Source organism: Gallaecimonas aegicerasi, from assembly GCF_045291545.1.
In the GTDB taxonomy this organism is placed as follows: Bacteria; Pseudomonadota; Gammaproteobacteria; order Enterobacterales; family Gallaecimonadaceae; genus Gallaecimonas.
In genome coordinates this window covers 1615133-1640909 of the sequence record NZ_CP149514.1, presented here as the reverse complement: position 1 = coordinate 1640909, position 25777 = coordinate 1615133, and the positions used below count along the sequence as shown (strand labels likewise).

Here is a 25777-nt window from a genome sequence, read left to right as displayed (position 1 = left end):
AGTCAGCTTTGGTGGCCGGTGATGTGTATTTCCTCTTCCTGGCGGGCGGCATCCGGGTCATTGAAAACTGTCTCGTCCAGCTCTCCTTCGGACTTGGCCACAATCATGGTCACCATGGAATCGCCGGTGACATTGACGGCGGTACGGGTCATGTCCAGTAACCTATCAACCCCCATGATCAGGCCAATGCCTTCAACCGGCAGGTTCACCTGGTTGAGTACCATGGCCAGCATAATGAGGCCGACCCCGGGTACACCGGCGGTACCGATAGAAGCCAGCGTAGCGGTGAGGATCACCATCAAGTAATCACTTAAATGCAGGTCAATGCCGTACACCTGGGCAATAAAGACGGTGGCCACCCCCTGCATGATAGCGGTGCCATCCATATTGATGGTGGCGCCCAGCGGAATGGTGAACGAGGCAATGCTATTTTGCGCCCCCATTTTCTTGGTGACGGTTTCCAAGGTGATCGGAATGGTGGCATTGCTGGAGGCGGTCGAAAACGCGAACAATGCGGTGTTGCGCATTTTTTTCAGGAACATCAGCGGGTTCAGTCGTGCCAGCAGTTTCAGCAAGACCGGGTAGGTGATAAAGGCGTGGATAAACAGCACCACTAACACCAGCAGGAAGTATTTACCCAGGCTACCAAGGGTACTGACGCCTTTGTCGGTAAACAGCTTGGCCATCAGGAAAAACACCCCGTAAGGGGCCAGGCTCATCAAAATGGTGACCAATTTCATGATCACCTCATTGAAGTCGGTAAACAGCTTGGCAATGCGCTCACCGGCCTTCCCGGACAGCGCTATGGCGATACCGAACAAGACGGCAAAAACGATGATCTGCAGCATATTGCCGTCGACCATGGCCTTGAACGGATTGGCTGGCACCAGCCGGGCAAAAATGTCGCTAAGAGCTGGAGCCTTGTCGGCAGCAAAGCTGGCGGTGGAATGCAAATCAAGGCCAACACCGGGCTGAACCAGCATGGCCAGCACTATGGCCAGGGTAATGGCGATGGCGGTGGTCAGCAGATACAAACTGATGGCTTTGCCGCCGAGGCGGCCGAGCTTGGCCGGATCTGACAGCGAGCACGTGCCGCACACCAGCGATACAAACACCAGCGGCACCACCAGCATTTTCAGTGACGCAATAAACAGCTGGCCGCCAACATGGAAAATACCGTTAGTCAGCCAGGTGCTGACAAAGGTGGATTCCGGGGCAAAAGTACGAAGCGCAATGCCGACTAAAAAGCCCAGCACCATACCGATGAGAATGCGGGCAGTCAGGCCCAGTTTTCCTTTTTCATTATTCATGGGCTGTCCAGAGTGTGAAAATCGCAAAACAATCTAGCAGCTAATGCGGCCCATGAAAAACCCGGCCGAAGCCGGGTTGTGCGGTCAGTCCCGCTGGAAGGGGTAGACACTGCCGAGATTGAGCAGCTGAGTCAGCTCATCCAGCGCCTGGCGGCTCTCCAGCAAGAGCTGCGGGTCGGCAAGGTCACTGACGTGCAATTCATCGCGATAGTGTTTATCAATCCAGCTGTTTAGCCGCTGGTACAGGCCGTCATCAAGCAGGCAGCGGCTGTTGGTGGCCGCCAGCTCCTCGTCATTGAGGGCGACTCGCAGGCGCAGGCAAGCCGGGCCACCGCCATTACGCATGGATTGTTTCACATCCATGTAGCGTACTTCCTTGATGGGCGTGTCCTGCTCCACCAGCTCGGCCAGATAGCGGTTGACCGCGGCTGATTCCTGACACTCCGTGGGGGCAATGATCGCCATGGCACCGTGGGGCAGGGTAACCACCTGAGTGTTGAACAGATAGGTTTTTACCGCCTCGGCAACACTGACCTGTTCGCGGCCCACTTTAATAAAGTGCAGCGGATGATCGCCGAATTTACGGCGGATTTCGGCAAATTTAGCCTCGGTATCCAGGAATGCGTCCTCGTGGTAGAACAGCACGTTCTGGTTACCGACACTGATCACGTCGTTGTGGAACACACCCGCATCAATGACCGCCGGATTTTGCTGCATAAATACCACAGTGTCGTCATCCAGACCGTGCAGGCGCGTGATGGCGGTCGAGGCTTCCAGGGTCTGCCGGGCCGGGTAGCGGGTTGGCGCCGGAGCGTTGGGGTTAAAGGCCTGGCGGCCGTAAACAAACAGCTCAACACCGGCATTGCCATAGGCACTGCACAGACGGGTGTGGTTGGCGGCGCCTTCGTCACCAAAATGGTCGTTATCCGGCAGGTGCTTGTGGTGGCAAAAATGGTGCTCATCAGGAAATACTGCCTGCAAAATGCGCCCGGTTACCGCTGGCTCCAGGCTGCGGTGAAATTTGTTGGTCAGGTTCGCTGGCGTAAAGTGCACGCGGCCGTCATGGGTATCGGCAGACGGTGAAATTGTTGCGGCATTGGCTGTCCACATACTGGAGGCTGAGCAGACAGCCGCCAGGATCGCCGGCGCCTGTTTGGCCGCTTTAGCCAACACCTGTGCATCGGTGCCGGAAAAACCCAGCCGGCGCAGGGTGGCCACATCCGGGCGCTCCTGCGGTGCCAGCACCCCTTGTACCAGGCCCATGTCATGCAGGGCTTTCATCTTTTGCAGGCCTTGTTTGGCGGCCTGCTTGGGGCTGGAGGCGTTCTTGGCGTTGGAGACAGAAGCAACGTTGCCATAAGACAGCCCAGCATAGTTGTGGGTGGGGCCCACCAGGCCATCAAAATTGACTTCGAAATGTTTCATGCCCTATTCCTTTGTCTTGTACCCGGGCAGAACCGGGGCGTAGGTGACTTGGCTGCATTATACCCATAGCATCATCACAAAATGGCTTGTGCTTGCAAATGTCGGTTAAGTCGAATTAATTAGAAAAAAGCCGCCAGAGGCCAATGCGCCTTGCATCCGCCCTGGCAAACCACTATATATGGGCACCTCCCCGAGGGCAGCCCATCAACGAATTCAGAGGCACATGGCTAAATCACTGGTGATCGTGGAGTCCCCCGCCAAGGCCAAAACTATTAATAAATACCTTGGCAAAGACTTCATCGTAAAATCTTCAATCGGCCACATCCGCGATCTGCCCACCAGCGGCAGCGGTAATAAAGGCAAAAAAAATGCGGCCAGCAATCCGCTGGTGGCGCGTATGGGTGTGGACCCGGAAAACCACTGGCAGGCGCATTACGAAGTACTGCCCGGCAAAGAAAAGGTGGTGGCCGAGCTCAAAGCGCTGGCAGAAAAGGCCGATAACGTCTATCTGGCAACGGATTTGGACCGCGAAGGGGAGGCCATTGCCTGGCATCTCAAAGAACTGATTGGCGGTGATGACAGTCGGTTCCAGCGGGTGGTATTCAACGAAATCACCAAAAATGCCATTGCCCAGGCTTTTGAGCACCCCAGCCACGTCAGCACTGACAAGGTCAATGCTCAGCAAGCGCGTCGTTTTCTCGACCGGGTCGTGGGGTACATGGTTTCGCCACTGCTGTGGAAAAAGATCGCCCGGGGCCTGTCGGCTGGCCGGGTGCAATCGGTTGCGGTGCGGCTGGTTGTCGAGCGGGAGCGGGAAATTCGCGCTTTCACGCCGGAAGAGTACTGGGACATTCATGCCGACCTCAGTGCCCAGGAAGGCGCGCTTAGAATGATGGTGACGCACCATCAGGGCAAAGCTTTCAAGCCGGTCAATGAACAGCAAACCATGGCCGCGGTCAGTGCCCTCAAGCAGCTTGGCTATCAAATCAGTGATCGCGAAGACAAGCCCAGCCAGTCGCGGCCGTCGGCGCCTTTTATTACTTCAACCCTGCAACAGGCCGCCAGTACCCGCCTGGGCTTTGGGGTGAAAAAAACCATGATGCTGGCCCAGCGTCTGTACGAAGCTGGCCACATTACCTATATGCGTACCGACTCCACCAACCTGTCAAAAGAAGCAGTGGATGCGGTGCGAGGCTATATCGGTGAGCAGTTTGGCAGCCGTTACCTGCCGGACAATCCGCTGGTCTACGGGGCCAAAGCCAACGCCCAGGAAGCGCACGAAGCCATCCGCCCGTCGGATGTGCACGTCAAGTCAGAAGACCTCGGCGTCGAACGTGATGCCCAGCGCTTGTATGAACTGATCTGGCGTCAGTTTGTCGCCTGCCAGATGACCAACGCTGTTTATGACGTTACCCAACTGACGGCCACCGCTGGTGACTACCAGCTCAAGGCCAAGGGCCGGGTACAGCGTTTTGATGGCTGGACCCGCGTCCAGACGCCGATGAAGCGCAAAGACGACGACCAGTCATTGCCCAATGTCACGGTTGGTGAAGCCCTGCGCTTAGAGACGCTGGATCCGAAGCAGCATTTCACCAAACCACCGGCACGTTTTACCGAAGCGTCGTTGGTCAAGGAGCTGGAAAAACGCGGCATTGGCCGGCCATCAACCTACGCATCCATCATTTCCACCATCCAGGATCGTGGTTATGTGAAGGTCGAAAGCCGCCGTTTCTATGCCGAAAAAATGGGTGAAATTGTCAATGACCGGCTGGTGGAAAACTTCACCAACCTGCTCAGTTACGACTTTACCGCCCGCATGGAAGGTGAGCTGGACGCCATTGCCAACGGCGAGCGCGAATGGCACGGGGTGCTGGACGAGTTCTATGGCGACTTTAAACAGCGCCTGGACGATGCCGAAGAGCACATGCGCGGCAACGCCATGGTGATGACCGATATCGAGTGCCCCAGCTGCGGCCGCCAGATGGGCATTCGCACTGCCTCTACCGGCGTATTCCTGGGCTGCTCCGGCTACAACCTGCCGCCAAAAGAACGCTGTAAAACCACCATCAACCTGATCCCGGGTGAGGAGGTCATCAACGTTGATGATGATGAAGGCGAAACCAACGCGCTGCTGGCGAAAAAACGTTGTCCGAAATGCGACACCGCCATGGATTCCTACCTGGTTGATGCCAAGCGCAAGCTGCATGTGTGCGGTAACAACCCTGATTGCGACGGCTATATCCTCGAAGCCGGCGAGTTCAAACTCAAAGGTTATGACGGGCCAGTGATCGAGTGTGACAAGTGCGGCGCCGATATGGAGCTGAAAAACGGCCGCTTTGGCAAGTATTTCGGTTGCACCAATGCCGATTGCAAAAACACCCGTAAGATCCTTAAAAACGGTGAAGTGGCACCACCCAAGGAGGATCCGGTACCGTTGCCAGAATTGCCATGCGAGAAGTCCGACGCGCACTTTGTTTTGCGTGACGGCGCTGCGGGTATTTTCCTGGCGGCCAGCAATTTCCCGAAATCACGGGAAACCAGGGCGCCGAAGGTGGCCGAGCTGAAGCGTTTTGAAGAGCGCTTGCCAGAGAAGTTCAAGTACTTGGCCAAGGCGCCGGTGAAGGACAAAGACGGCAACCCCACAGTGGTGAAGTTTTCACGTAAGACCAAGAGCCAGTATGTGGCGTCGGAAAAAGACGGCAAAGCGACCGGCTGGATGGCGGTCTACGAGAACGGCAAGTGGGTCGATAACGGCAAGTAACGAAAAAAAGCCCGGTCAACTGACCGGGCTTTTTTGTGGGCAGGATGTTGTTATGGCGTCCTGGCTAGGTAATAGGGTAGCTGAACTGGCTGAGTTACCGGTGATGCTGCTGTGCTGCTGGTGGCTTGCCGGCTGGCTGGTACGCCACTTCACACCGCGCCGAAGCCAGTTGGGCAGGCGTAATTGCGCTGGCCGGGCTGACTGGCCGTGGTGGAAGTGGGCATCTGGCCTTTGTTCAGTGGCCAAAGCCTCGTGGCGTGGCGCTCGCTTTGGGCGCTTTCAGGCTATGGTCTGAGTTTACTGTTATTTGCCTGTTTCCCCGTTGGCAAGTCAATAAAAAAACGCCGCTTGAAGCGGCGTTTTTTATTACCATTTTTTCTTAGGTGAGAAGAGCAAATCCATATCATCGGGTTGCTGCGGCTCGCCTTCTGCCCGCGGCGCTTTCACCGGTGGCATCATGGCGCCTTTGGCCTGATTGATTTCATCCAGATGGATCTGGATGTCACCCAGTTTTGCCTGCAGGTAACCATCCTGATGGGCATGCGGAGCGGCCAGCTGCTTGGCTTTGTTCAAGAACTGCCGGGCGGAGCCGAACTGTTTGATAAGCTTGGCGGAAACACCGCGGTTGATCAGCCCCTCAAGATTGATTTTAAGGCGAATGCGATCCAAAAACGCGGATTCCAGGCGAAAGGTTTCCGGGTCCACTTTGCCGCGGTTAAATTCGGTACGCAAAATGGCAATCAGCCGCTTTACTGCCTGCAGCAGGCGAACCATCTGTACTTCGTTATCCGGCAGTCGGATGTTGTCGTCACTGGGGCGGTGTGCTTCGAGCGCCTTTTTTTGTTGTTTGAGGGCGTCTTCGGCGCGGGCTTTCATCTTGGCACTGTCGCCAACGCCCAAGGCGCTGGCGGCCGTCAGGGCTTCGGCCAGACGGCCGTGCAGCATAGCAATCAGTTTGCTGGAAATGGGCATCTGGCCGGCAATCGGCAACAGATCTTCTGTTTCATCAATGATCGCTTTTTGTTTAGCCAGTTCCTGACGGCGTTCAGCTTCTTGTTTTTGTCGTTGTTGCTGGACAGCATTGATAGCGATGATTAACGCTAGCAACACAGCAATCACTGCTGCCACTATGTATAAAGTCATGTTGTCGTCCCGTTGCGCCTTGGCGAACCGTCACCAGTGTATCGGATGTAGTCAGTTTTCGATAGCGTATCAATCATTTGCAAAAGTGAATATCATTCCGCTAACTTATAGCTTTATGGCATAACTGCTTGGGGCCACCATGAAGCTGCAACAACTGCGTTATATCGTCGAGGTTCGTAACCACAATCTTAATGTATCTGCTACGGCTGAGCGGCTTTATACCTCGCAACCGGGTATTTCCAAGCAAGTCCGGCTGCTTGAAGATGAGCTGGGAGTGCAGATCTTCGGCCGCTCCGGCAAGCACCTGACGCACGTGACCCCGGCCGGCCAGGGTATTTTGGCTATTGCCGAAGAAATGCTGGATAAAGCCGAGGCCATTCGCGCCGTGGCCGACGAGCACACCCAGCCGGACCAAGGCCGCCTGCACATTGCTACCACCCACACCCAGGCCCGTTATGCGCTGCCGGCGGTGATCCGCCAGTTTATCGACCGTTACCCGAAAGTGTCTTTGCATATGCACCAGGGAACGCCGACGCAGATCGCCGAAGCGGTGGTACGCGGTGAAGCCGACTTTGCCATCGCCACCGAAGCACTGCATTTGTATGACGATCTGATCATGCTGCCGTGCTACCACTGGAACCGCAGCATTGTGGTGCCTAAAGGTCATCCCCTGGCCAGTTTGGCGCAGGTCGGCATTGAGGATCTGGCTGCCTATTCGCTGGTAACCTATGTGTTTGGCTTTACCGGCCGTTCTGATCTCGATGAAGGCTTTGCCCGCAAAGGGCTAGAGCCGAAAATCGTCTTTACGGCGACAGATACGGACGTTATTAAAACCTATGTGCGCCTGGGCATTGGTGTTGGTGTGATTGCTACCATGGCCTACGACCCTGACATCGACAGCGACCTGGTAGCCATTGACGCCAGCCACCTGTTTCAGTCATCCACCACCAAGATTGGCTTTCGTAAATCCAGCTTCCTGCGTGGCTACATGTATGACTTTATTCAGGCCTTTGCGCCACACCTGAGCCGGGAGCTGGTGGACGAAGCGCTGCGCCTGCGCGATAGCACCCTGGTCAGTGACTTGTTCACGGGCATCAAACTGCCGGTGAAATAGTCAGTGCTGGGCAACGTTTTATTAATCTGGGTCAAAAAGTGGCTGGGCTGTTGCGCCTATAGTCTTACTCGAAGCGTGAGTGCTTCATTGCAACTGACATTGAGCTGTCCTAAGCCTCTTTCACCCGGCCTTGTGCCGGGTGTTTCTTTTGTAGTACCAAAGTGCTGTACCCAAGCGGTTAAAAAGCGACCAGTCTGTTATTAGCAACACACTAATAACAAAAGGACTGCGACATGAAACAGACACTGCTTGGACTGCTGCTCATGGCCACGGCCATGGTGGCCAACGCCGCCTGCCACGATGCGGTGGTGCTGGTGCATGGTAATACCGCCACGCCGGCCAGTTGGGACAACACACTCAGCGCTTTGCTGGCGGCAGGGTATAGCCGCAGTGAAATATTCCTGCCGGACTGGGGCTCAAAAACCTGTGCCGCCTGTAACAACCACGACGGCAGTGAAGAAGTGCCGGTGCGGCAGGCCATGACCGCCGCGCTGGCACAAAGCTGTACCGGCAAAATTGATGTGATCGGCCACTCCATGGGCGCCACGCTGGCTGCACAGCAGATTGTCAAACTGGGTATTCGTGGCCAGGTCGACACCTTCGTGGGTATCGCCGGTGCTTTTCGTGGCTTATACAGTTGCGGCATTTACCCCTACAACGTCTGGAACAGTACCTGCGGCACTTATGGCCTGTCAGTATCCAGCCCGTTTTTAAACGATCTGTACGGTAATGTGTTTGCTGACAAGGTGTACTCCATCAAGAGCTACATGGACGAAGTGGTCTGCTCTACCGGTACTTGCCTGGTTTATGGCATTCACTCATCCAGCATCTGGTACGAAGACGCCAGTTATACCTTTGCCTTGGGGCACTTCGGTCTGCAAAGCCAGACGGCAGACTTACAGGTGCAGCTCATTCAGTAACCAAAAAAACACGAAAAAGCTTGCCTTACCCTCCCTGCGGTCTGATACATCTAATAAGTAAATCAGAACCTTGAGCCCGTTGTCGCAGTTGCGGGGCTTGACCAAAGGGAGGGAGTCATGCGCATTGGCATACCGAAAGAATCGTTGCCGGGTGAAAGCAGGGTAGCGGCTAGCCCCAAGTCAGTCGCCGAGCTACGCAAGCTTGGTTTTGAAGTGGTGATAGAAAAAGGTGCCGGCAAGGGCGCCAGTTTTGATGACGCCGCTTACACCGCCGCAGGCGCGGTGATTGCCGACCCCTGGCAATGTGAGCTGGTGTATAAAGTCAACGCCCCGGACGATGACGAAATCAACAAGCTGCAAAAAGGCGCAACGCTGGTCAGCCTGTTGCAGCCAGCCCAAAACCCTGATCGGCTTAAAGCCCTTAAAAAACAGCAGGTAACGGCGTTGGCGATGGACATGGTGCCGCGCATCAGCCGTGCTCAGTCGCTGGATGCACTGTCGTCAATGGCCAATATTGCCGGTTATCGGGCGGTAGTGGAGGCGGCAAACGCCTTTGGCCACTTTTTTACCGGGCAAATCACCGCGGCCGGTAAAGTGCCGCCCGCCAAGGTACTGGTAATTGGTGCCGGGGTGGCGGGCCTGGCAGCCATTGGCGCGGCCGGCAGTCTGGGCGCTATTGTTCGTGCCTTTGACACTCGTCCGGAAGTCAAAGAGCAGATCCATTCCATGGGCGCAGAGTTTTTGGAAGTGGAGCTCGAAGAAGAGGGCGGCAGTAGCGACGGCTATGCCAAGCAGATGAGCCAGGCCTTCATTGACGCGGAAATGGCCCTGTTCATGGAACAGGCCAAAGAGGTGGATATCATCATCACCACCGCGCTGATCCCGGGTAAGCCCGCCCCGAAACTGATCACCCGCGAGATGGTAAAAGCCATGAAACCCGGTTCGGTGATTGTTGACCTGGCAGCACCTAATGGCGGCAACTGTGAGCTGACCAAACCCGGCAAGCGCTTTAAGTCCGATAATGGCGTGATCATCCTCGGCTACACCGACCTGGCCAGCCGTCTGGCCGGGCAAAGCTCCACGCTGTATGCCACTAACCTGGTCAACCTCACCAAGCTGCTTTGTAAAGACAAAGACGGCACCATCAACATTGATTTTGATGATGTGGTGCAGCGCAACATGACGGTGGTCAAAGACGCCGAGATCACCTTCCCACCGCCGCCCATTGAAGTATCTGCAGCACCCAAAGCCAAAGAGCAAGCCGCCCCGGCACAACCAAGCGAACCGGCGCCGCCAGCTCCGCGCTGGCGCAAGTGGGTATTGGCGGGGGCCGGCCTGGCGGCCTTTGGCTGGCTGGCCAGCGTCGCGCCAGCAGCGTTCTTGTCGCACTTTACGGTCTTCGTACTGGCCTGTGTGGTGGGATATTACGTGGTCTGGAACGTCACCCATTCCCTGCATACGCCACTGATGTCGGTTACTAATGCCATCAGCGGCATCATTGTGGTTGGGGCACTTTTGCAGGCTGGCTCCGGCGGTTTGACCGGACTGTTGGCATTTGTGGCGGTGCTGATTGCCAGCATCAACATTGTCGGCGGCTTTGCCGTTACTCGCCGCATGCTGAAAATGTTCAAGAAGGGGTAAGCGGATGAATCAGGGACTGGTAAGTGCCGCCTACATTGTTGCGGCGTTATGTTTTATCGGCGCTTTAGCCGGGCTGTCCAAGCAAGAAAGCGCTAAGCGCGGCAATATGCTGGGCATGATCGGTATGGCCATTGCCTTGCTGGCAACTATATTCAGCCCCAGCGTCGGTGGCCTGGGTTACATCATTGTGGCCATGGTGGTTGGTGCCGCCATTGGCCTGCAACTGGCACAGCGGGTAGAAATGACCCAAATGCCGGAGCTGGTGGCCATATTGCACAGTTTTGTCGGTCTGGCGGCGGTGCTGGTGGGATACAACTCCTGGCTGGAGCACGGCATTTTGTCTGGCGCCATGCTCAGTATTCACCTTACCGAGATTTTCCTCGGGATCTTTATCGGTGCCGTTACTTTTACCGGCTCGATTGTGGCTTTTGGCAAATTGCGCGGCGTGCTGGCATCCAAGGCGCTGATGCTGCCACACCGCCACAAGCTCAACCTGGCAGCGGTGCTGGTATCGCTATTCCTGCTGTGGCGCTTTGTTGCCAGTGGCGGTGACGACAGCTTCGGGTTATTGCTGATGACGGTTATCGCGCTGGCCTTTGGCTGGCATCTGGTTGCCAGCATCGGCGGTGCCGATATGCCGGTGGTGATCTCGATGCTGAACTCCTATTCCGGCTGGGCGGCCGCCGCCGCAGGCTTCATGCTCGGTAATGATTTACTGATTGTCACCGGGGCACTGGTTGGCTCCAGTGGTGCCATCCTGTCGTACATCATGTGCAAGGCCATGAACCGCTCATTTATTTCGGTGATCGCCGGTGGTTTCGGCACGGATGGCGGTAGCAGTAGTGACGATGTTGAAGGCGAGCATGTGGAAGTCACCGCCGAAGATGTGGCCGACATGCTGAAAAATGCCGATTCGGTGATCATTACCCCCGGTTACGGCATGGCGGTTGCGCAGGCGCAGTACCCGGTTGCGGAGCTGACCGCACAGCTACGGGAAAAAGGCGTGCAGGTTCGCTTTGGTATTCACCCGGTAGCCGGGCGCTTGCCAGGGCACATGAACGTACTGCTGGCCGAAGCCAAGGTGCCCTATGACATCGTGCTGGAAATGGACGAAATCAATGACGATTTCCCTGACACCGATGTGGTACTGGTGATCGGCGCTAATGACACCGTGAATCCGGCGGCGTCTGAAGATCCAGGCAGCCCCATTGCCGGCATGCCAGTGCTGGAAGTATGGAAAGCCAAGCAGGTGGTGGTGTTCAAGCGCTCCATGAACACCGGTTACGCCGGGGTGCAGAACCCGCTCTTTTTCCGGGATAACGCCGCGATGCTGTTCGGTGACGCCAAGCACAGCGTCGAAGCCATATTCAAAGCCCTCTGAAAAAGGCGCCGTGAGGCGCCTTTTTTATTGCTTGGCTGGCAGCTTTTGCAGCTGCGTTACCAACCGCTGGGCATGGTCGTCGGCGCGGGCCTGTACCAGCTCAAGACTGTTATAAACGCCGGGGATGTAAATCATGCCGTGGCTGAACACCGGCGGCGCGTAATGCATGCCAGTCAGGTAGCTGGTTTGTTCCAGCGGCCGCAAGAGTTGCTCAATACTGAAATGGTTATAGCCCAGCGCCGTGTAGGCTTCCGCCGGGCCGCCGATGGTCAGCGACAGTTGCAAGCTTTTGCCTTGCAGCTTGGTGCCTTCGCTGCCGTAGGCAAAGCCATAGCTCAGTACTTCATCCAGCCATTTTTTCAGTAAGGCCGGCACCGAATACCAGTAAAAGGGAAACTGCAATACCACCACATCGGCGGCCAGCAGCGCCGCTTGCTCAGCCGCTACGTCAATGACGCCGTCCGGGTAGAGTTGCTCCAGGCACCGCACTGTCATCTCGGGCAGGGCGGCCTGGGTATTGGCAATGATGCGCTGATTGGTATGGGAGCGGCTGAGGTCCGGGTGGCCGCTAATCATTAATATCCGGGGCATGGGGTTCTCCGTTATCGGTTTGAGTGCCATGGTAGAGCGGATAATTCATTGCTTGTAGCCGGGGTTAGGTTACCCTTTAATTAGGTAAAGGCTAATAATTAGGTGGCTCTTGAAAGGAACGACATACAGCCAGTTACAGGTGTTTCAGGCCATTGTTGCCACCGGCAGCCTGCGTGGTGCCGCCCGGCAGCTGGGCATAGCCCCACCGTCGGTCAGCCAGGCTCTCAAGCTACTGGAGAGCAACATCGGCTTGACCTTGTTTGACCGCTCCACCCGCAAGATGGAACTGACCGACGCCGGCCGACTTCTGGCTGAACAAACCGGCGCCCCCTTGGCGGCATTGGCGCGGGCTATGGAGCAGGTGCAGCAGCTCAGTGCCGAGCCCCGTGGGTCGGTACGGCTTACGGTGCCACGCTTTGTCTACCAGCACTACCTGCAACCCATCTATGGCGAATTTTGCCGGCAATACCCGCACATTCTGTTGGAGCTATCAGTGTCGGATGCGGCGGTGGATCTGCTGGCCGAAGGTTTTGATTTAGGGATTCGCTTTGGTGATCGTATCGAGCAAGGCATGGTGGCCCGCAAGCTCACCGAGCCGCTACCCGAAGCGCTTTTTTGTTCCGCGGCGTATGCCCGCCGCCATGGCCTGCCAGACTCTCTGGCAGCACTGCCGGCGCACCGGCTGATCCAGTACCGTTTTATTACGGCCAATCAGCTGGCGCCGCTGGAACTGGATGAGGCCGGAGAAGCGGTACGGGTGCAAATGCCATCGGCGCTGGTGGTTAACGACACCGATCTGATGATCGACGCCGCCCTGCAAGGGCTGGGCATTGGTCGGCTGATAGTGCCTCCGGTCGAGGCCCTCTTGGCAGATGGCCGCTTGTTACCGGTATTGGCACCGCACTGGCGTACTTACCCGGGGCTTTATCTGTATTACCCGCGCCATAGCCGGCAAGTGCGGCGAGTGGCGGTATTTATCGACTTCCTGCTAAAGCATTTTCGCGGCCAGTAAAAAGGCGCCTTGCGGCGCCTTTTTCAGCATTCGATGATGTTGACCGCCAAACCGCCGCGGGCGGTTTCCTTGTATTTGGCTTTCATGTCCTTGCCGGTGTCAAACATGGTCTTGATCACCTTGTCCAGGCTCACTTTATGCTCGCCACTACCGCGCAGCGCCAGCCGGGCGGCGTTAATGGCCTTAACCGCGCCCATGGCGTTACGCTCAATGCAAGGCACCTGCACCAAGCCACCAACCGGGTCGCAAGTCAGCCCCAGGTTGTGCTCCATGCCGATTTCTGCGGCATTTTCCACCAGCTCAGGGTTGGCCCCAAGAATTTCCGCCAAGGCACCGGCAGCCATGGAGCAGGCCACGCCCACTTCGCCCTGGCAACCCACTTCGGCGCCGCTGATAGAAGCATTTTTCTTGTACAGGCTGCCAATGGCGGAGGCCGTCAGCAAATAGCGGGTGGCAATTTCCCGGTCCACTTTCTGGATGAACTTGTCGTAGTAGGCCAGTACCGCCGGAATAATGCCGGCAGCGCCGTTGGTGGGGGCTGTGACCACCCGGCCCCCGGCAGCGTTTTCTTCGTTTACGGCCAGCGCAAACAGGTTGACCCAGTCAACGGTGTTCAGCGGGTCAACGTTGCGGTCACCTTCGGCCAGCAATTTGCGGTATAGCCCCGGTGCCCGGCGCTTGACCTTCAGGCCTCCGGGCAGCAAACCCTCGGTTTTACAGCCGCGGTCAATACAGGCCGCCATCACTTGCCATAGCTGCCAGAGGTTCTCTTCTACCTCGGCGCGCGGGCGCAGCGCCGTTTCGTTATGCATGACCAAACTGGCAATGGACAGGCCATGCTCGCGGCATTGGGCGATCAGCTGATCACATGAATCAAAGGGGTAGGGCTCGCGGGTGGCGTCGGCGGCGGCAATAATGGCGGCGTCTTTTTCCGCATCAAAATCTTCTTCGGCAACAATAAAACCACCGCCGATGGAGTAATACACTTTGCTTAGCAGTAGCTCGTCGCCGGCGTAGGCAAACAGCTGCATGGCATTGGAGTGTTTTTTCAAGGTTTTGCGGTGGTGAAAGACAATGGCGCCTTTTTTCGGGAAAGCCACCTGATGGTGGCCGAGCAGGGCAATGTGCTGGTTGTTCTCGGTGGCGCTGAGAATAGCCGGGATTTGGTCAACATCAACAGTATCGGGTTCTTCACCGGCCAGGCCGAGGATCACCGCTTTACCGGTGCCGTGGCCAATACCGGTCTGGCCCAAAGAGCCAAACAACTCGACTTTGACGGCATCGGTGCGCACCAGCAAGCCCTCGGCGTCCAGCACCTGGGTGAAGGCCTTGGCCGCTTTCATTGGGCCAACGGTATGGGAAGACGAGGGGCCGATACCCACTTTGAACATGTCAAAAACCGAAATCATGCACTCACCTTATTACGCCTTGCGTGGGCGCAGAGTGTGAACGTTAACGTCAACTTTGACAAGGGAAGTCAGGTTCGCTGGTGGCTCATCGGAGGTGCAGCGCCAGATCCTGAAAAATGGCCGCAGTGGCGCCCCAAATCAGCCAGTTTTGCCAAGGCAAAAACAATACCTGATGGCTTATGCCCTGACGCTCAATTTGCAGCCGCTGGTAGCGGTTCAAGTCCAGCACTATTGCCAGCGGCACTTCAAAAATGGCGTCCACTTCATCGGTACTGAGCTGCCAGGGAAAGTCTGCCGGAGCACGGGCCACCACCGGCGTAATACGGTAATCCGACACCGTATCGTAAGGGTTGAGGGTGCCCAGTGGTGTTACCTCGGTTGGTGCTAATCCCACTTCTTCCCAGGCTTCACGCAGCGCTGCGGCCACGTGGCTAGGGTCGCTGGCATCGACCCGGCCACCAGGTAGGGCAATTTGCCCGCCGTGGTGGCGCAAGGTTTGGGTGCGGCGGGTTAACAGTACGGTCGGTTCCGGCCGGTCAAGAATGGCCAGCAGTACCGCTGCCGCCCTGGGCTGGTGCAAAAAGGGTGTACCCAAGTGGCGAGGCTGTAACGGTTGTAGGATAAACTGGCTGGCAAAATGGTTCATAGTAGCGGCAGAATTTTTGAGACTTTATCCAGGGTTTCCCGGTATTCCGCCTCTTCTTCAGAGTCAGCCACCAGGCCGCCGCCGGCCCAGCAATACAGTTTTCCCTGCCAGGCGATCAGTGTGCGAATGGCAATGGAGCTGTCCATGTTGCCATTGGCCGACAAAAAGCCTGCTGAACCACAGTAAAAGCTGCGCCGCTGCGGCTCCAGTTCGTCAATGATTTCCATGGCGCGGATCTTCGGCGCGCCGGTAATGGAGCCGCCGGGAAAAGCTGCGGCCAGCAGGTCAACGGCTTCTTTGCCGGCGGCCAGCTCACAGGTTACGGTTGACACCAGGTGGTGTACCGCCGGGAACGATTCAATTTCAAACAGCGCCGGCACCTGCACGCTGCCGGGGGCTGCCACCCGCCCCAAGTCGTTACGCAGTAAATCCACAATCATCACGTTTTCTGCCCGATCCTTGGGGCTGTTACGTAAAGTTTCGGCATTAGCGGCATCTGTGGCCGGGTCGGCGCTGCGTGGCATGGTGCCTTTAATGGGTTTGGTTTCTACCTTACGGCCGCTGACTTTAACGAAACGCTCCGGTGAAATAGACAGCACCACGCCGTTGTCCAGGCGCATAAAGGCCGAAAAGGGCGCCGCATTTTCCCGCCGCAGGGTCAGGTAGGCTTGCCATTCGTCGCCTTGATAGGGGGCACTAAAGCGCTGCGCCAGATTGATTTGGTAGCAGTCGCCGCTGTGGATGTAATCCTGCACCCGGCGAAACTTTTCACCGTATTGCGCTCGGCTCATGTTGGCTTGCCAGTCACCGGTCAGCGTAAAGGGAGCGCTGGGTGCTGGGCGCTGGCGTTCCAGCCAGGCCAGCCGCTGATACGGGTCATCAAGGCTGACAAGCCAACTTTGCCGGAGGGCATGGTCACTGATAACGGCCCAGTCATAAAACCCCACGGCCATATCCGGCAGGTCAATATCGCGCTCAGCCTGGCTGGGTAATTGTTCCAGCTGGCGACCCAAATCATAGGAAAAAAGGCCAATGGCGCCGCTGGCAAAGGGTAACGCTGACGCCACCTTGGGCCAGGCCGCCAGGGCGGCTTTTAGCACATCAAAGGCGGTGCCGGCTTGCGCTTGATTATCCAGATAATGCTTGGCGTCTTGGCTAAGGAGCTTTCGGCGCGGCTCAGCACTGAACAGGCTCAGGCCACTGTGCGGATGGCTGGGGGCGGCAGAGTCCAGCATTACTGCCCAGGGCTGCTGGCTCAGCGGCGCAAAACGTGCTGCCAGAGCGTCGCGGTCAAGGTAAGGAATATCAAGACAGTTGAGTTCCATCAGGCGTGGTATCCGTTGCCGTGGCTTAGTATGATTGGCGTCACATTATAACGTCCGGACCTGTGTCCAGGTGAGCAAATGACCGTGATCCGTAAACAAGACTTTATTGATTCCATCGAAAACGCCCTGCAATACATTTCCTACTACCACCCGCTGGACTTTGTCCAGGCCATGAAAGAAGCCTACGACAAAGAAGAATCGAAAGCGGCCAAAGATGCCATTGCCCAGATCCTGATCAACTCGCGTATGGCGGCAGAAGGCCACCGGCCACTGTGTCAGGACACCGGCATCGTTACCTGCTTTGTAAAAATCGGTATGCAGGTGCAGTGGGACAGTGACCTGACCGTACAGCAAATGGTCGATGAAGGGGTGCGCCGCGCCTACACCAGCCAAGATAACCCGCTGCGGGCCTCTATCGTTGCCGACCCGGCTGGCGCCCGTAAAAACACCCGTGACAACGCCCCGGCCGTGGTGCACATCGATATGGTGCCGGGCGATCAGGTAGAAGTAATGATCGCCGCGAAAGGGGGCGGTTCGGAAAATAAATCGAAAATGGCCATGCTCAACCCGTCAGATGACGTGGTCGAGTGGGTCCTTAAAACCCTGCCTACCATGGGTGCCGGCTGGTGCCCGCCGGGCATGCTGGGCATTGGTATTGGTGGCACCGCCGAAAAAGCGGCGGTACTGGCCAAAGAATCGCTGATGGATCCGGTCGACATTCACGAGCTCAAAGCCCGTGGCGCACAAACGACCGAAGAAAAGCTGCGCCTGGCTATTTTTGAAAAAGCCAACGAGCTGGGTATTGGCGCTCAGGGCCTGGGCGGCCTGACCACGGTGCTGGACGTAAAAATCAAATCTGCACCCACCCACGCGGCTTCTAAGCCGGTGGTGATGATCCCCAACTGCGCCGCCACCCGCCATGCGCACTTCCACCTCGACGGCAACGGCCCGGCTGAGCTGACGCCGCCGAAGCTGTCTGACTGGCCGGAAGTGACCTGGGAAGTAGGCGAAAACGTGCGCCGCGTTAACCTCGACACCGTGACCAAAGAAGACGTTGCCAGCTGGAAAATGGGTGAAACCGTACTGCTGTCCGGCAAAATGCTCACTGGCCGTGACGCTGCTCACAAGCGCATCCAGGAAATGCTGAAAAACGGTGAGCCGCTGCCGGTGGATTTCAAGAACCGTTTCATCTACTACGTTGGCCCGGTTGATGCGGTAGGCGACGAAGTGGTTGGCCCGGCTGGCCCCACCACGTCCACCCGCATGGACAAATTCACCGACATGATGCTTGACCAGACCGGCCTTATTGGCATGATTGGTAAAGCCGAGCGTGGCCCGGCAGCGGTGGCGTCTATCCGCAACCATCAGGCGGTGTATCTGATGGCGGTTGGCGGCGCTGCTTACCTGGTAGCCAAGGCCATCAAAAAGGCGGAAGTCAAAGCCTTTGCCGACCTCGGTATGGAAGCCATCTACGAATTTGAAGTAGAAGACATGCCGGTGACCGTGGCGGTAGATAGCCTCGGTAACAATGCCCACGAGCAGGGCCCGGCAGAATGGAAGGTTCGTATTCAGGAAGCCAAATAACACCGACACCCGATCAGGGCCGCATTTGCGGCTCTGATATTATCGGAAGGAAACAACAATGAGAAAAACGTCCTGGGCGCTCAGTGCGCTGGTGCTTGCAACCACTGCGGCAACCGCTAAACCCTTTACCGTTGAAGATCTGGTTGGTCTTAACCAGCTGCACAGTATGGCCATGGCCCCGGACGGGCAGAGCGTGGTCTACGCGCTGAAAAAAGATGGCCAGTCTGATTTGTATCAGCAAAATCTCGACAGCGGCGCTGTGCGCCAGCTCACCAGCAACAAGAGCAATGAGCACGAAGTGCGCTTCAGTGCCGACGGCAAAGCCATTTACTTTCTGGCTGACCGGGGCCAGGGCAGTCAGGTGTACCGGCTTAGCCTTAGCGGCGGTGAAGCAGTGGCGCTGACGCAGCTGCCCATTGACGTAGCCGGTTTCAAGCTGTCGCCGGATGACAGCAAAATGGTAGTGTCACTGTCGGTATGGCCGGCCTGTGACAACCTGCAATGCAGCGTTGATAAAAAAGCCCAGCTTGCCAAGCAAAAATCCACCGGCATGGTGTTTGACAAACTGATGGTGCGCCACTGGGACACCTGGGACAACCACTTCGTCAACCACCTGTTTGTGGGCCAATTGAAAGACAATAAAGCCACCGGTTTTACCGACGTAATGCAAGGGCTGGATACCGACAGCCCCGCCAAGCCGTTTTCCGGCATGGAAGAAGTCACCTTCAATAACGACGGTACGCAGCTGGTGTATTCGGCCAAGGCGCCGGGTAACGACCACGCCTGGACCACCAACTTTGACCTCTGGCAGGTAGACCTGGCCAGCGGAAAAACCACCGATCTGACCGCCGATAACAAAGCCTGGGACGCCCAGCCGGTATTTAGCCCCGATGGCCGCTACATGGCCTGGCTGGCAATGAGCAAACCTGGCTATGAGTCAGACCGTTTTCGCATCATGCTCAAAGACTTGCGTACCGGCCAAAGCCGCGAATTGGCCCCGCAGTGGGACCGCAGCGCTGGCTCTATTCGCTTCTCCGGTGACGGTAAAACCCTGTTTGTAACCGCTCAGGACACCGGCCAACGCGGCCTGTATGCCTTTAATGTCGACTTTGGTGACATGAAAGTACTGAGCCGTGACGGCAGTGTTGGCATGGTCAGCGAAGCGGCCGGCCGCGTGGTGTTTTCCCGTAACAGCCTGGACAAACCGTCAGACCTGTATGTGGTAGACAAAGACGGTTTTGGCCTCAAGCAAATTACCCACGTAAATGCCCAGAAGCTAAAAGACGTACAGATGGGCGATTTTGCCCAATTCAGCTTCCCCGGCTGGAACAACGAAACCGTCTATGGCTACTGGATAAAACCGGTGGGCTACCAGGAAGGTAAAAAATACCCGGTTGCCTTTTTGATCCACGGTGGCCCGCAAGGCAGCTTCTCGAACCACTGGCACAGCCGCTGGAACGCCGAGCTGTGGGCCGCCGCCGGTTACGCAGTGGTGATGATCGACTTCCACGGCTCTACCGGTTACGGCCAGGCCTTTACCGATTCGATTACCGGCCACTATGGCGATCGGCCTCTGGAAGACCTGCAAAAAGGCCTGGCGTACATCGCCAAAGAGCAACCCTGGATTGACGCCGATAACGCCTGCGCCCTTGGCGGCAGCTACGGCGGTTACATGATCAACTGGATTGCCGGTAACTGGCCGGGCAAATTCAAGTGCCTGGTAAACCACGACGGCCTCTTTGATCTGCGTTCCATGTATTACACCACCGAGGAACTGTGGTTCCCGGAACATGACATGCAAGGCACCCCCTGGGATAACCCCGACATGTATGCCCGCTGGAACCCGGCGCTGTTCGTGAAAAACTGGAAAACACCAATGCTGGTGATCCAGGGCGAAAAAGACTACCGCGTACCGGTGGGGCAGGGGTTGGGCACCTTCACGGCGCTTCAGCGGCAGGGCATTCCTTCCAAGCTGCTGATGTTCCCCAATGAAAACCACTGGGTACTGCACGACGCCAATAAAGTGGTCTGGTATCACCAGGTACTGGACTGGATGGCCAAATACACGCAGCCAGCCCCGGCTGCTGACGCCAAGAGCCACTGAAAAAAGCGCCGCAAGGCGCTTTTTTTATCAGCGACATTTGTCACGAAATAGTTGTTAACTACTTGTTTCAACGAACTCTTTCTGGGTAGAGTGGTCATCAGTCAAACGGCCGCAAGGTGCCGATGGCAGGGACGTTATCAGCACAGTGGGAGCTGCAACCCAGGGGCGGTAGCGTGCCCAAAAGCCAGTTCACTGTTTGCCTTTAACTCCGAAACAGCAACGAAGCAGCCTGCTTTTAGCCCGTTAAGTGCAGCGCCAGCGGAACATGGGCAAGGGTTTTGCTGACGTTTGCCCCCAAAAGTCAGGCGCGTGCAGGGGCGCCCCCCTGCAATAAAAGAATCTTTCACAAGGAAAGCAATAGCCGGTAAGCACCGAGCATTCAGTAAACGGAATATCCAACTGGGTTTTGATGTGCCTGCGGCAAAGCTATTTGTTTGCCGGTACCCGCACCGGCGGGCGTGTTTCTTTCTTGTTTGGCCAAAGAAAGGAACCGAAAGAAGGCCACCCCAGCGCTGCACTTAAAGGGGCCCCAAGAGCCACATCAGCAGGCATAGAAGATAATCAGATAGTAGGTTGTATCGGTCAGGTTTTTGGATGAACATACAGTGTATCCAGCCGAGATGTGACAATCTGGCACCTTTATCACGTACCCTTTACTCATATATATGGAGTTGTTTCACGAATGGAAAATAAGATAAATCTACATTGGCCGAGCATATTTTTGTTCCTTATCGGGATTATTACAATCATTAGTTTTGTTTTTGAACAAAGAGTTTCATTGTTACTCCATGCTGTAGGCTTTGCCTGTTTAGGGTATTCAAGTATCAGACTTGTGCCGAGAGACTTCTTTACTCAAAAATTGTCGTTTTCAACGCTCATTAAAGGGAATGATGAGGCTCGTCAATTAGATATCTTCATTCAAATTGTTGGTTTTTTTCTACTTTTAACTGGTTTAGTGTTTAGCTTTGCGTTCGGCATATAACAATCCCCATCAAAAGCGCGTCCGTTGGGCGCTTGACTTGCAATACGTTGCCCGCCTTTATGGCGGGCATTATAAGGCATTAGCATTTCGGCATTAATCACAGCCGCAGTTGTTGCTAAATTGCCCGTGATTGAAAGTTACCCGCGTTTAGATTCTGGATTTGTGAAAATAGAAGCCATAGTAAACTCCACTGGTGTTGTAACTTCTTAAAAAATAACTGAATCAAAGCCCCGACGTAGATTTGAGCGTTTAGCTAAAAAAACAATGGAGAAATGGTTATTCTCATAGGGTGATAATGGGCAAAGATGTTTTAATGTTGTCTTTAAGTTTAAGTTGGTGCGTTGAACACCTTATAACAAGCCAAGTTAACGGGACTATTTCTCGCTGTGCTGAAAACAGCTCCTGCTGGGGGCGTTATGTTTACTTAGATATGGAATGTCTAAATTGAAAGAAGTTGTAATGGCTATACTGTTTTCAGGCTTATTGGTTTTCCCAGTATTTCTAAACCTTTCCCCAAGCTTGGTTGAAAAGTTGATTTCCATTTTTGATAAAAAAATTGCTAAGAGTAGTAGCAATCTTTTTTCGTTACCTATTTCTGTGTATTTGATCTATGAGATGTCTACGAAAAGTAACTGGGCTGCCAAATTAATCCTGTTCGTTGCTTTTGCACATTTCTTCACAATCTACGCGTCTGCTTTATCATGTTTATTCCAACGGGCAGGCAAACATAACAAAAGCCTCAATTTCGACAATGAATAGTTGTCATGTTTTTGGCAAGCAACGCTAAAAGCCATGCCAACACATTGCGTTTTAGGTGGGCGTTAAACGCAAAAGGAGAAAACGTGCGTAATTTACTAGCTCTTGCAATTGGAACTGCGTTCCTTACTTCTTGTGCCTCTACCTCACCAAGTACCAATATTGTTGGTGTGAGTGTCGAATTACCCAAGCAGGTTGAATGGTCGGTTGTATCTGATCGCTCTGACAACACTCAATACATTAAAGAGTGGGCGCCAAAAGGTGAAGACCCTTTAACGGCGAAATGGCTTATCACCGAGCAAAAATTAACCCTGGGCTCAAAAATTTCTGCCGAAAAATTTCAGAAGCAGATGTTTGCTCTTTCCAAGCAGAGCTGCACAGACGTTTCTTTTAAAGGACCACAAGAAATAGTCGTCAAAGGTCACAAGACATCTGTAGGTCGAATTATGTGCGCGGAACAAGTTGGCCGTCCATTTGGTACCTTTACAGAGCAAAGAGTCATCATTGATGGTTCAACGGCTTACGTGGTGACAAGCGAGCTAAGAATACCGAAATCACCAAAAGCTGGCGTATTGCTTGCTAGCAAATTCAAGCCTGGTGAACTTAAAAAGTTTGTCTCTATGCAATTTGCTTCCGCCAAGTTTGTGCGTGAATCAGTGGACATCAAAGTTCAGTGATAATTTCTTATAACAAGCTGTTCAACGAAAGATAAACACCAGCATGCTTTTATCACTCCGTTCCAAAATTTCAGCTTAAAAGTATTTGCCTGTTAATAAGAGCGTTATAATGACAAGGAATGTGCAATGAATCGTGAAGGTTTTATCAAACTGACAGCTATGGCTATAACACCTCCAATAGTATTTATGTTAATAGCCTATTTTTATGAAAATGGGGATTTATCCATTTTTAGTTTTCTCTATTACTTTTTGCTATCCGTTGCAGGCGGTTTGTTTGGAGCTGTTTATGCGTATTATGGGCACGCTTGGTTTTTTAAAAGCTCATTCGTGGCAGGCTTCATACCTTCAGTAGTGTTAATTATCATCTCAATAAGTATGGGATTAAGTGATTTAATTATATTAGGAGACTTATGCTTAATCAGTTCGTGCTGGACAATTGCATCGGAAATCGCTTTTATAAAAAATAAACAGTGTGAAGTCGTCATAAAAAATTGTTCGAACGGGACAAATAACAGTTAGCTTGCCAGCTTCGCTAGAAATTTTAGGAAACTATAATGTGCCCCTTAATAGGGCGCTAGCGTAACACAATAAAAACAACATTAGGAGAAGGTCATGAGTTATGTAGAAAACAATTTAATGCGGGATGAAAAAGTTGTTTACAAGGCGAATATACATTGGTTTGTTTTTGTACCGGGAATTGCATTGTTTGTAATAAGTATGATCTTGTTTGCTGGTAGCAGTGAATCAGGAGCCCCTTTTTTTGGATTCATGATTTTAATAGTGGCCATAATATCACTTATAAAAGCGTTGATTCTAAAAACTACAACAGAGCTAGCAATAACAACAAAAAGAGTAATTGCAAAAGTGGGATTGATTAGAAGGAACACTGTAGAACTGAATCACAGCAAAGTCGAGAGCTTTAATGTCGATCAAAGTATATTTGGCCGAGTTTTTGGGTTTGGAACATTGTTTGTTAATGGGACTGGTGGAGGGAAAACACCAATACCAAGCATTGATGATCCGCTAGAATTTCGGCGAAATGCAATGGAAACAATTGATGCGAGTTAAACGCAAGTATGCGCTAACAAGTGACTGTGGCTCTCAACAGCTTTCCGCCCGTTAAGTGCAGCGCCGCTGTGGAAGGAATGGGAGGTTCAGCTGAGGCAGGACGCCGAAGCAGGTGAATACGTGTCAGGACACACGTATGAACCGGTGAACCGGGAATGACGAACACAGCGTCAGTGCGGAACATGGGCGAGGGTTTTGCTGACTTTTGCCCCACAAAAGTCAGGCGCGTGCAGGGGCGCCCCCTGCAATAAATACTGGGTTTTGATTTGCCTGCGGCACAGCTATTTGTTTGCCGGTTCCCGCACCGGCGGGCGTGTTCCTTTCTTGTTTGGCCAAAGAAAGGAACCGAAAGAAGGCCACTCCAGCGTTACGCTCTAACCGTGCTGTAAGCCGCTTGCCGGGCACCGGCTCGTACGCGTGTCCTGACACGTACTCACCTGTTTCGCCATCCCTGGCTCAACGGCCCTGTCGCAGCTTCCACCCCGGCGCTGCACTTAAAGGGGCCCCAAGAGCCACACCAGCAGGCATGGCAGGTTTGAAACAGTAGGTGGGTAATTGGGTAGGTATGTAGTGTTTCTCTCGGTAGCACTACCTTAGGCCTTTGTGGCAGCAATCTATTGCGTGATAACGCCCCGATTCGCTTTACGCAGACGATTTTAGAAGGGCTGGTTAGCCAATCACTTGCAAGCTGCTCTAATGAGTAAAAGCGAGCCAGGTTGCTAATTAAACTGTTAGGCGATAAGGAAGAAGCATGACCTCTGTCAAAAGGATCGAGGCAGGTCAATACTCTGTTTCAGATGGTCGTTTCATCGTTAAAGACGGTTCTAGCTGGTACGTTCTTAAATCAGACGGCACATCAGACTTTGGCCCATTGCCTACACTAGCCACGGCAAAAGAGTATGTAACTGAAGGTACTACATCAGTAGGCAATCATAACCTTGCGTCCAAATATGGTCGCAGGCAGAGTAAAAAAGAGTTTTATGCTTACTTAGCGTCTGAAGCCAAAAATGGTAATTCAGGCCCTCTCATTATCTATGTACTAGTAATGGTTGCTATCTGCATTTTATTCTTAGTTGTAAAGAGGGACTAGTGCGGTCTGATTTGGAAAATTGCCTAACAGGCGCTTAATTCGCTCCTGGACCTCACCCGCTTTAGCAAACACAGGTTGCAGCATTACTAAACCAGGGGGATAACATGCCAGAGCAAATGGCTAGAAAAACTGCCAGGCAGGCAGTGCCTCCCCGGTACTGGTTCCGGTTGCTGGCAGTGTACCTGCTTATTCCTTTGGTGCTGTTTGCTTGTGCGGGCGATTTCGGCTGGTGGCAGGCCTGGCTTTATTCCCTGATGGTTTTAGCGGCGGGTATTGGTGGGCGCTTATGGGCCGAACAGCGAAACCCCGGCATAACCGCTGAAAGGCAAAATAAAACCAGCTTTGAAAATGCCAAGCCCTGGGACAAGGTACTTGCCCCGCTGATGGCGGTGGCCATTGTGTTCCCGCTGGTGATAGTGGCGGGGTTGGTTCATCGTTATCAGGGCGGCTCTGCATTTTCCTTGTGGCTTGTTGTGGCCGGCTTCGGTTTGATTGCTTCTGGCTACTTTTTTGCCGCCTGGGCATTAGCGGAAAACCGTTTTTTCTCAGCCGTGGTGCGTATTCAAACTGAGCGCGGCCATGTGGTGTGCGACACTGGCCCCTATCAGTTTGTGCGACACCCTGGCTATGCCGGCAATCTGCTGGCGTTGTTCGGCATTGTGCTGGCGCTGGGGTCAATATGGGTGCTGGTTCCGGCGCTGTTGGCGGCAATCATTACGGTGCTAAGAACGGCACTGGAAGACAAAACGCTGCAAAGTGAGCTGCCGGGCTATCTTGATTACGTAAAGCGTGTACGCTACCGGCTTATTCCGGGAGTTTACTGAGTACATAGCCAAGG

General features: G+C 54.4%; 21 protein-coding genes. 14 read left to right on the top strand and 7 right to left on the bottom strand.

The window, feature by feature from the left end:
• Window positions 1-2: 2 nt before the first annotated feature.
• The gene (locus tag WDB70_RS08025; protein ID WP_406663195.1) at window positions 3-1310 is read right to left on the bottom strand and encodes a dicarboxylate/amino acid:cation symporter; all 1308 of its coding nucleotides are present in this window, start codon (window positions 1308-1310) and stop codon (window positions 3-5) included.
• An 84-nt stretch (window positions 1311-1394) separates the two neighbouring features.
• Entirely contained in the window at window positions 1395-2735 is a 1341-nt protein-coding gene (gene astB / locus WDB70_RS08020; protein WP_406663193.1) for an N-succinylarginine dihydrolase, read from the bottom strand.
• A 223-nt stretch (window positions 2736-2958) separates the two neighbouring features.
• On the opposite strand from astB, the gene topA reads away from it, so the two are divergent.
• Complete coding sequence (gene topA, locus WDB70_RS08015) at window positions 2959-5496, top strand: type I DNA topoisomerase (protein WP_406663191.1); 2538 nt, start codon at window positions 2959-2961, stop codon at window positions 5494-5496.
• Window positions 5497-5548: 52 nt separating this feature from the next.
• On the top strand, window positions 5549-5791 hold the full coding sequence (locus tag WDB70_RS08010; protein WP_406663189.1) for a hypothetical protein: 243 nt from the start codon (window positions 5549-5551) through the stop codon (window positions 5789-5791).
• A gap of 71 nt (window positions 5792-5862) precedes the next feature.
• On the opposite strand, the gene WDB70_RS08005 is transcribed toward WDB70_RS08010, so the two are convergent.
• On the bottom strand, window positions 5863-6639 hold the full coding sequence (locus WDB70_RS08005) for a hypothetical protein (protein WP_406663187.1): 777 nt from the start codon (window positions 6637-6639) through the stop codon (window positions 5863-5865).
• A 139-nt stretch (window positions 6640-6778) separates the two neighbouring features.
• Between WDB70_RS08005 and cysB the strand changes: the two genes are divergently transcribed.
• From cysB to pntB, 4 genes are all read left to right on the top strand, one after another.
• Window positions 6779-7753 carry an HTH-type transcriptional regulator CysB gene (gene cysB, locus WDB70_RS08000; protein WP_406663185.1) on the top strand — a complete coding sequence of 325 codons (975 nt, stop codon included), beginning with the start codon at window positions 6779-6781 and terminating at the stop codon, window positions 7751-7753.
• 233 nt (window positions 7754-7986) lie between these two features.
• Entirely contained in the window at window positions 7987-8673 is a 687-nt protein-coding gene (locus WDB70_RS07995) for an alpha/beta fold hydrolase (RefSeq protein WP_406663183.1), read from the top strand.
• A gap of 117 nt (window positions 8674-8790) precedes the next feature.
• Entirely contained in the window at window positions 8791-10314 is a 1524-nt protein-coding gene (locus WDB70_RS07990) for a Re/Si-specific NAD(P)(+) transhydrogenase subunit alpha (protein WP_406663181.1), read from the top strand.
• A 4-nt stretch (window positions 10315-10318) separates the two neighbouring features.
• Window positions 10319-11695, top strand: a complete 1377-nt coding sequence (gene pntB, locus WDB70_RS07985; RefSeq protein ID WP_406663179.1) for a Re/Si-specific NAD(P)(+) transhydrogenase subunit beta — start codon at window positions 10319-10321, stop codon at window positions 11693-11695.
• A gap of 24 nt (window positions 11696-11719) precedes the next feature.
• On the opposite strand, the gene WDB70_RS07980 is transcribed toward pntB, so the two are convergent.
• Window positions 11720-12286: an NAD(P)H-dependent oxidoreductase gene (locus tag WDB70_RS07980; RefSeq protein ID WP_406663177.1), complete on the bottom strand. Its 567-nt coding sequence runs from the start codon at window positions 12284-12286 to the stop codon at window positions 11720-11722.
• A 109-nt stretch (window positions 12287-12395) separates the two neighbouring features.
• Between WDB70_RS07980 and WDB70_RS07975 the strand changes: the two genes are divergently transcribed.
• Window positions 12396-13298 carry a LysR family transcriptional regulator gene (locus WDB70_RS07975; protein ID WP_406663175.1) on the top strand — a complete coding sequence of 301 codons (903 nt, stop codon included), beginning with the start codon at window positions 12396-12398 and terminating at the stop codon, window positions 13296-13298.
• Window positions 13299-13321: 23 nt separating this feature from the next.
• On the opposite strand, the gene WDB70_RS07970 is transcribed toward WDB70_RS07975, so the two are convergent.
• From WDB70_RS07970 to pabB, 3 genes are all read right to left on the bottom strand, one after another.
• A complete protein-coding gene (locus WDB70_RS07970) occupies window positions 13322-14707 on the bottom strand; it encodes an L-serine ammonia-lyase (protein ID WP_406663173.1) in 1386 nt (461 codons plus the stop codon).
• Between the two features lie 85 nt (window positions 14708-14792).
• On the bottom strand, window positions 14793-15353 hold the full coding sequence (locus tag WDB70_RS07965) for a CoA pyrophosphatase (RefSeq protein WP_406663171.1): 561 nt from the start codon (window positions 15351-15353) through the stop codon (window positions 14793-14795).
• Entirely contained in the window at window positions 15350-16678 is a 1329-nt protein-coding gene (gene pabB / locus WDB70_RS07960; RefSeq protein ID WP_406663169.1) for an aminodeoxychorismate synthase component I, read from the bottom strand. Before pabB ends, WDB70_RS07965 begins: the two co-directional genes overlap by 4 nt.
• 78 nt (window positions 16679-16756) lie before the next feature.
• Between pabB and WDB70_RS07955 the strand changes: the two genes are divergently transcribed.
• The 7 genes from WDB70_RS07955 (at window position 16757) to WDB70_RS07925 (ending at window position 25763) form a co-directional block, all read left to right on the top strand.
• A complete protein-coding gene (locus WDB70_RS07955) occupies window positions 16757-18262 on the top strand; it encodes a fumarate hydratase (RefSeq protein ID WP_406663167.1) in 1506 nt (501 codons plus the stop codon).
• Window positions 18263-18320: 58 nt separating this feature from the next.
• Window positions 18321-20366 carry a prolyl oligopeptidase family serine peptidase gene (locus WDB70_RS07950; RefSeq protein WP_406663165.1) on the top strand — a complete coding sequence of 682 codons (2046 nt, stop codon included), beginning with the start codon at window positions 18321-18323 and terminating at the stop codon, window positions 20364-20366.
• Between the two features lie 1824 nt (window positions 20367-22190).
• Window positions 22191-22781 (top strand): hypothetical protein, encoded by a 591-nt coding sequence (locus WDB70_RS07945; protein WP_406663163.1) that lies wholly within the window; start codon window positions 22191-22193, stop codon window positions 22779-22781.
• Between the two features lie 126 nt (window positions 22782-22907).
• Window positions 22908-23300, top strand: coding sequence for a hypothetical protein (locus WDB70_RS07940; protein ID WP_406663161.1), 393 nt, complete (start codon window positions 22908-22910; stop codon window positions 23298-23300).
• Between the two features lie 93 nt (window positions 23301-23393).
• Window positions 23394-23849, top strand: coding sequence for a PH domain-containing protein (locus WDB70_RS07935; RefSeq protein ID WP_406663159.1), 456 nt, complete (start codon window positions 23394-23396; stop codon window positions 23847-23849).
• A 751-nt stretch (window positions 23850-24600) separates the two neighbouring features.
• Complete coding sequence (locus WDB70_RS07930) at window positions 24601-24939, top strand: hypothetical protein (RefSeq protein ID WP_406663157.1); 339 nt, start codon at window positions 24601-24603, stop codon at window positions 24937-24939.
• A gap of 116 nt (window positions 24940-25055) precedes the next feature.
• Window positions 25056-25763, top strand: a complete 708-nt coding sequence (locus tag WDB70_RS07925; RefSeq protein WP_406663155.1) for a methyltransferase family protein — start codon at window positions 25056-25058, stop codon at window positions 25761-25763.
• The last annotated feature ends 14 nt before the right edge of the window (window positions 25764-25777 follow it).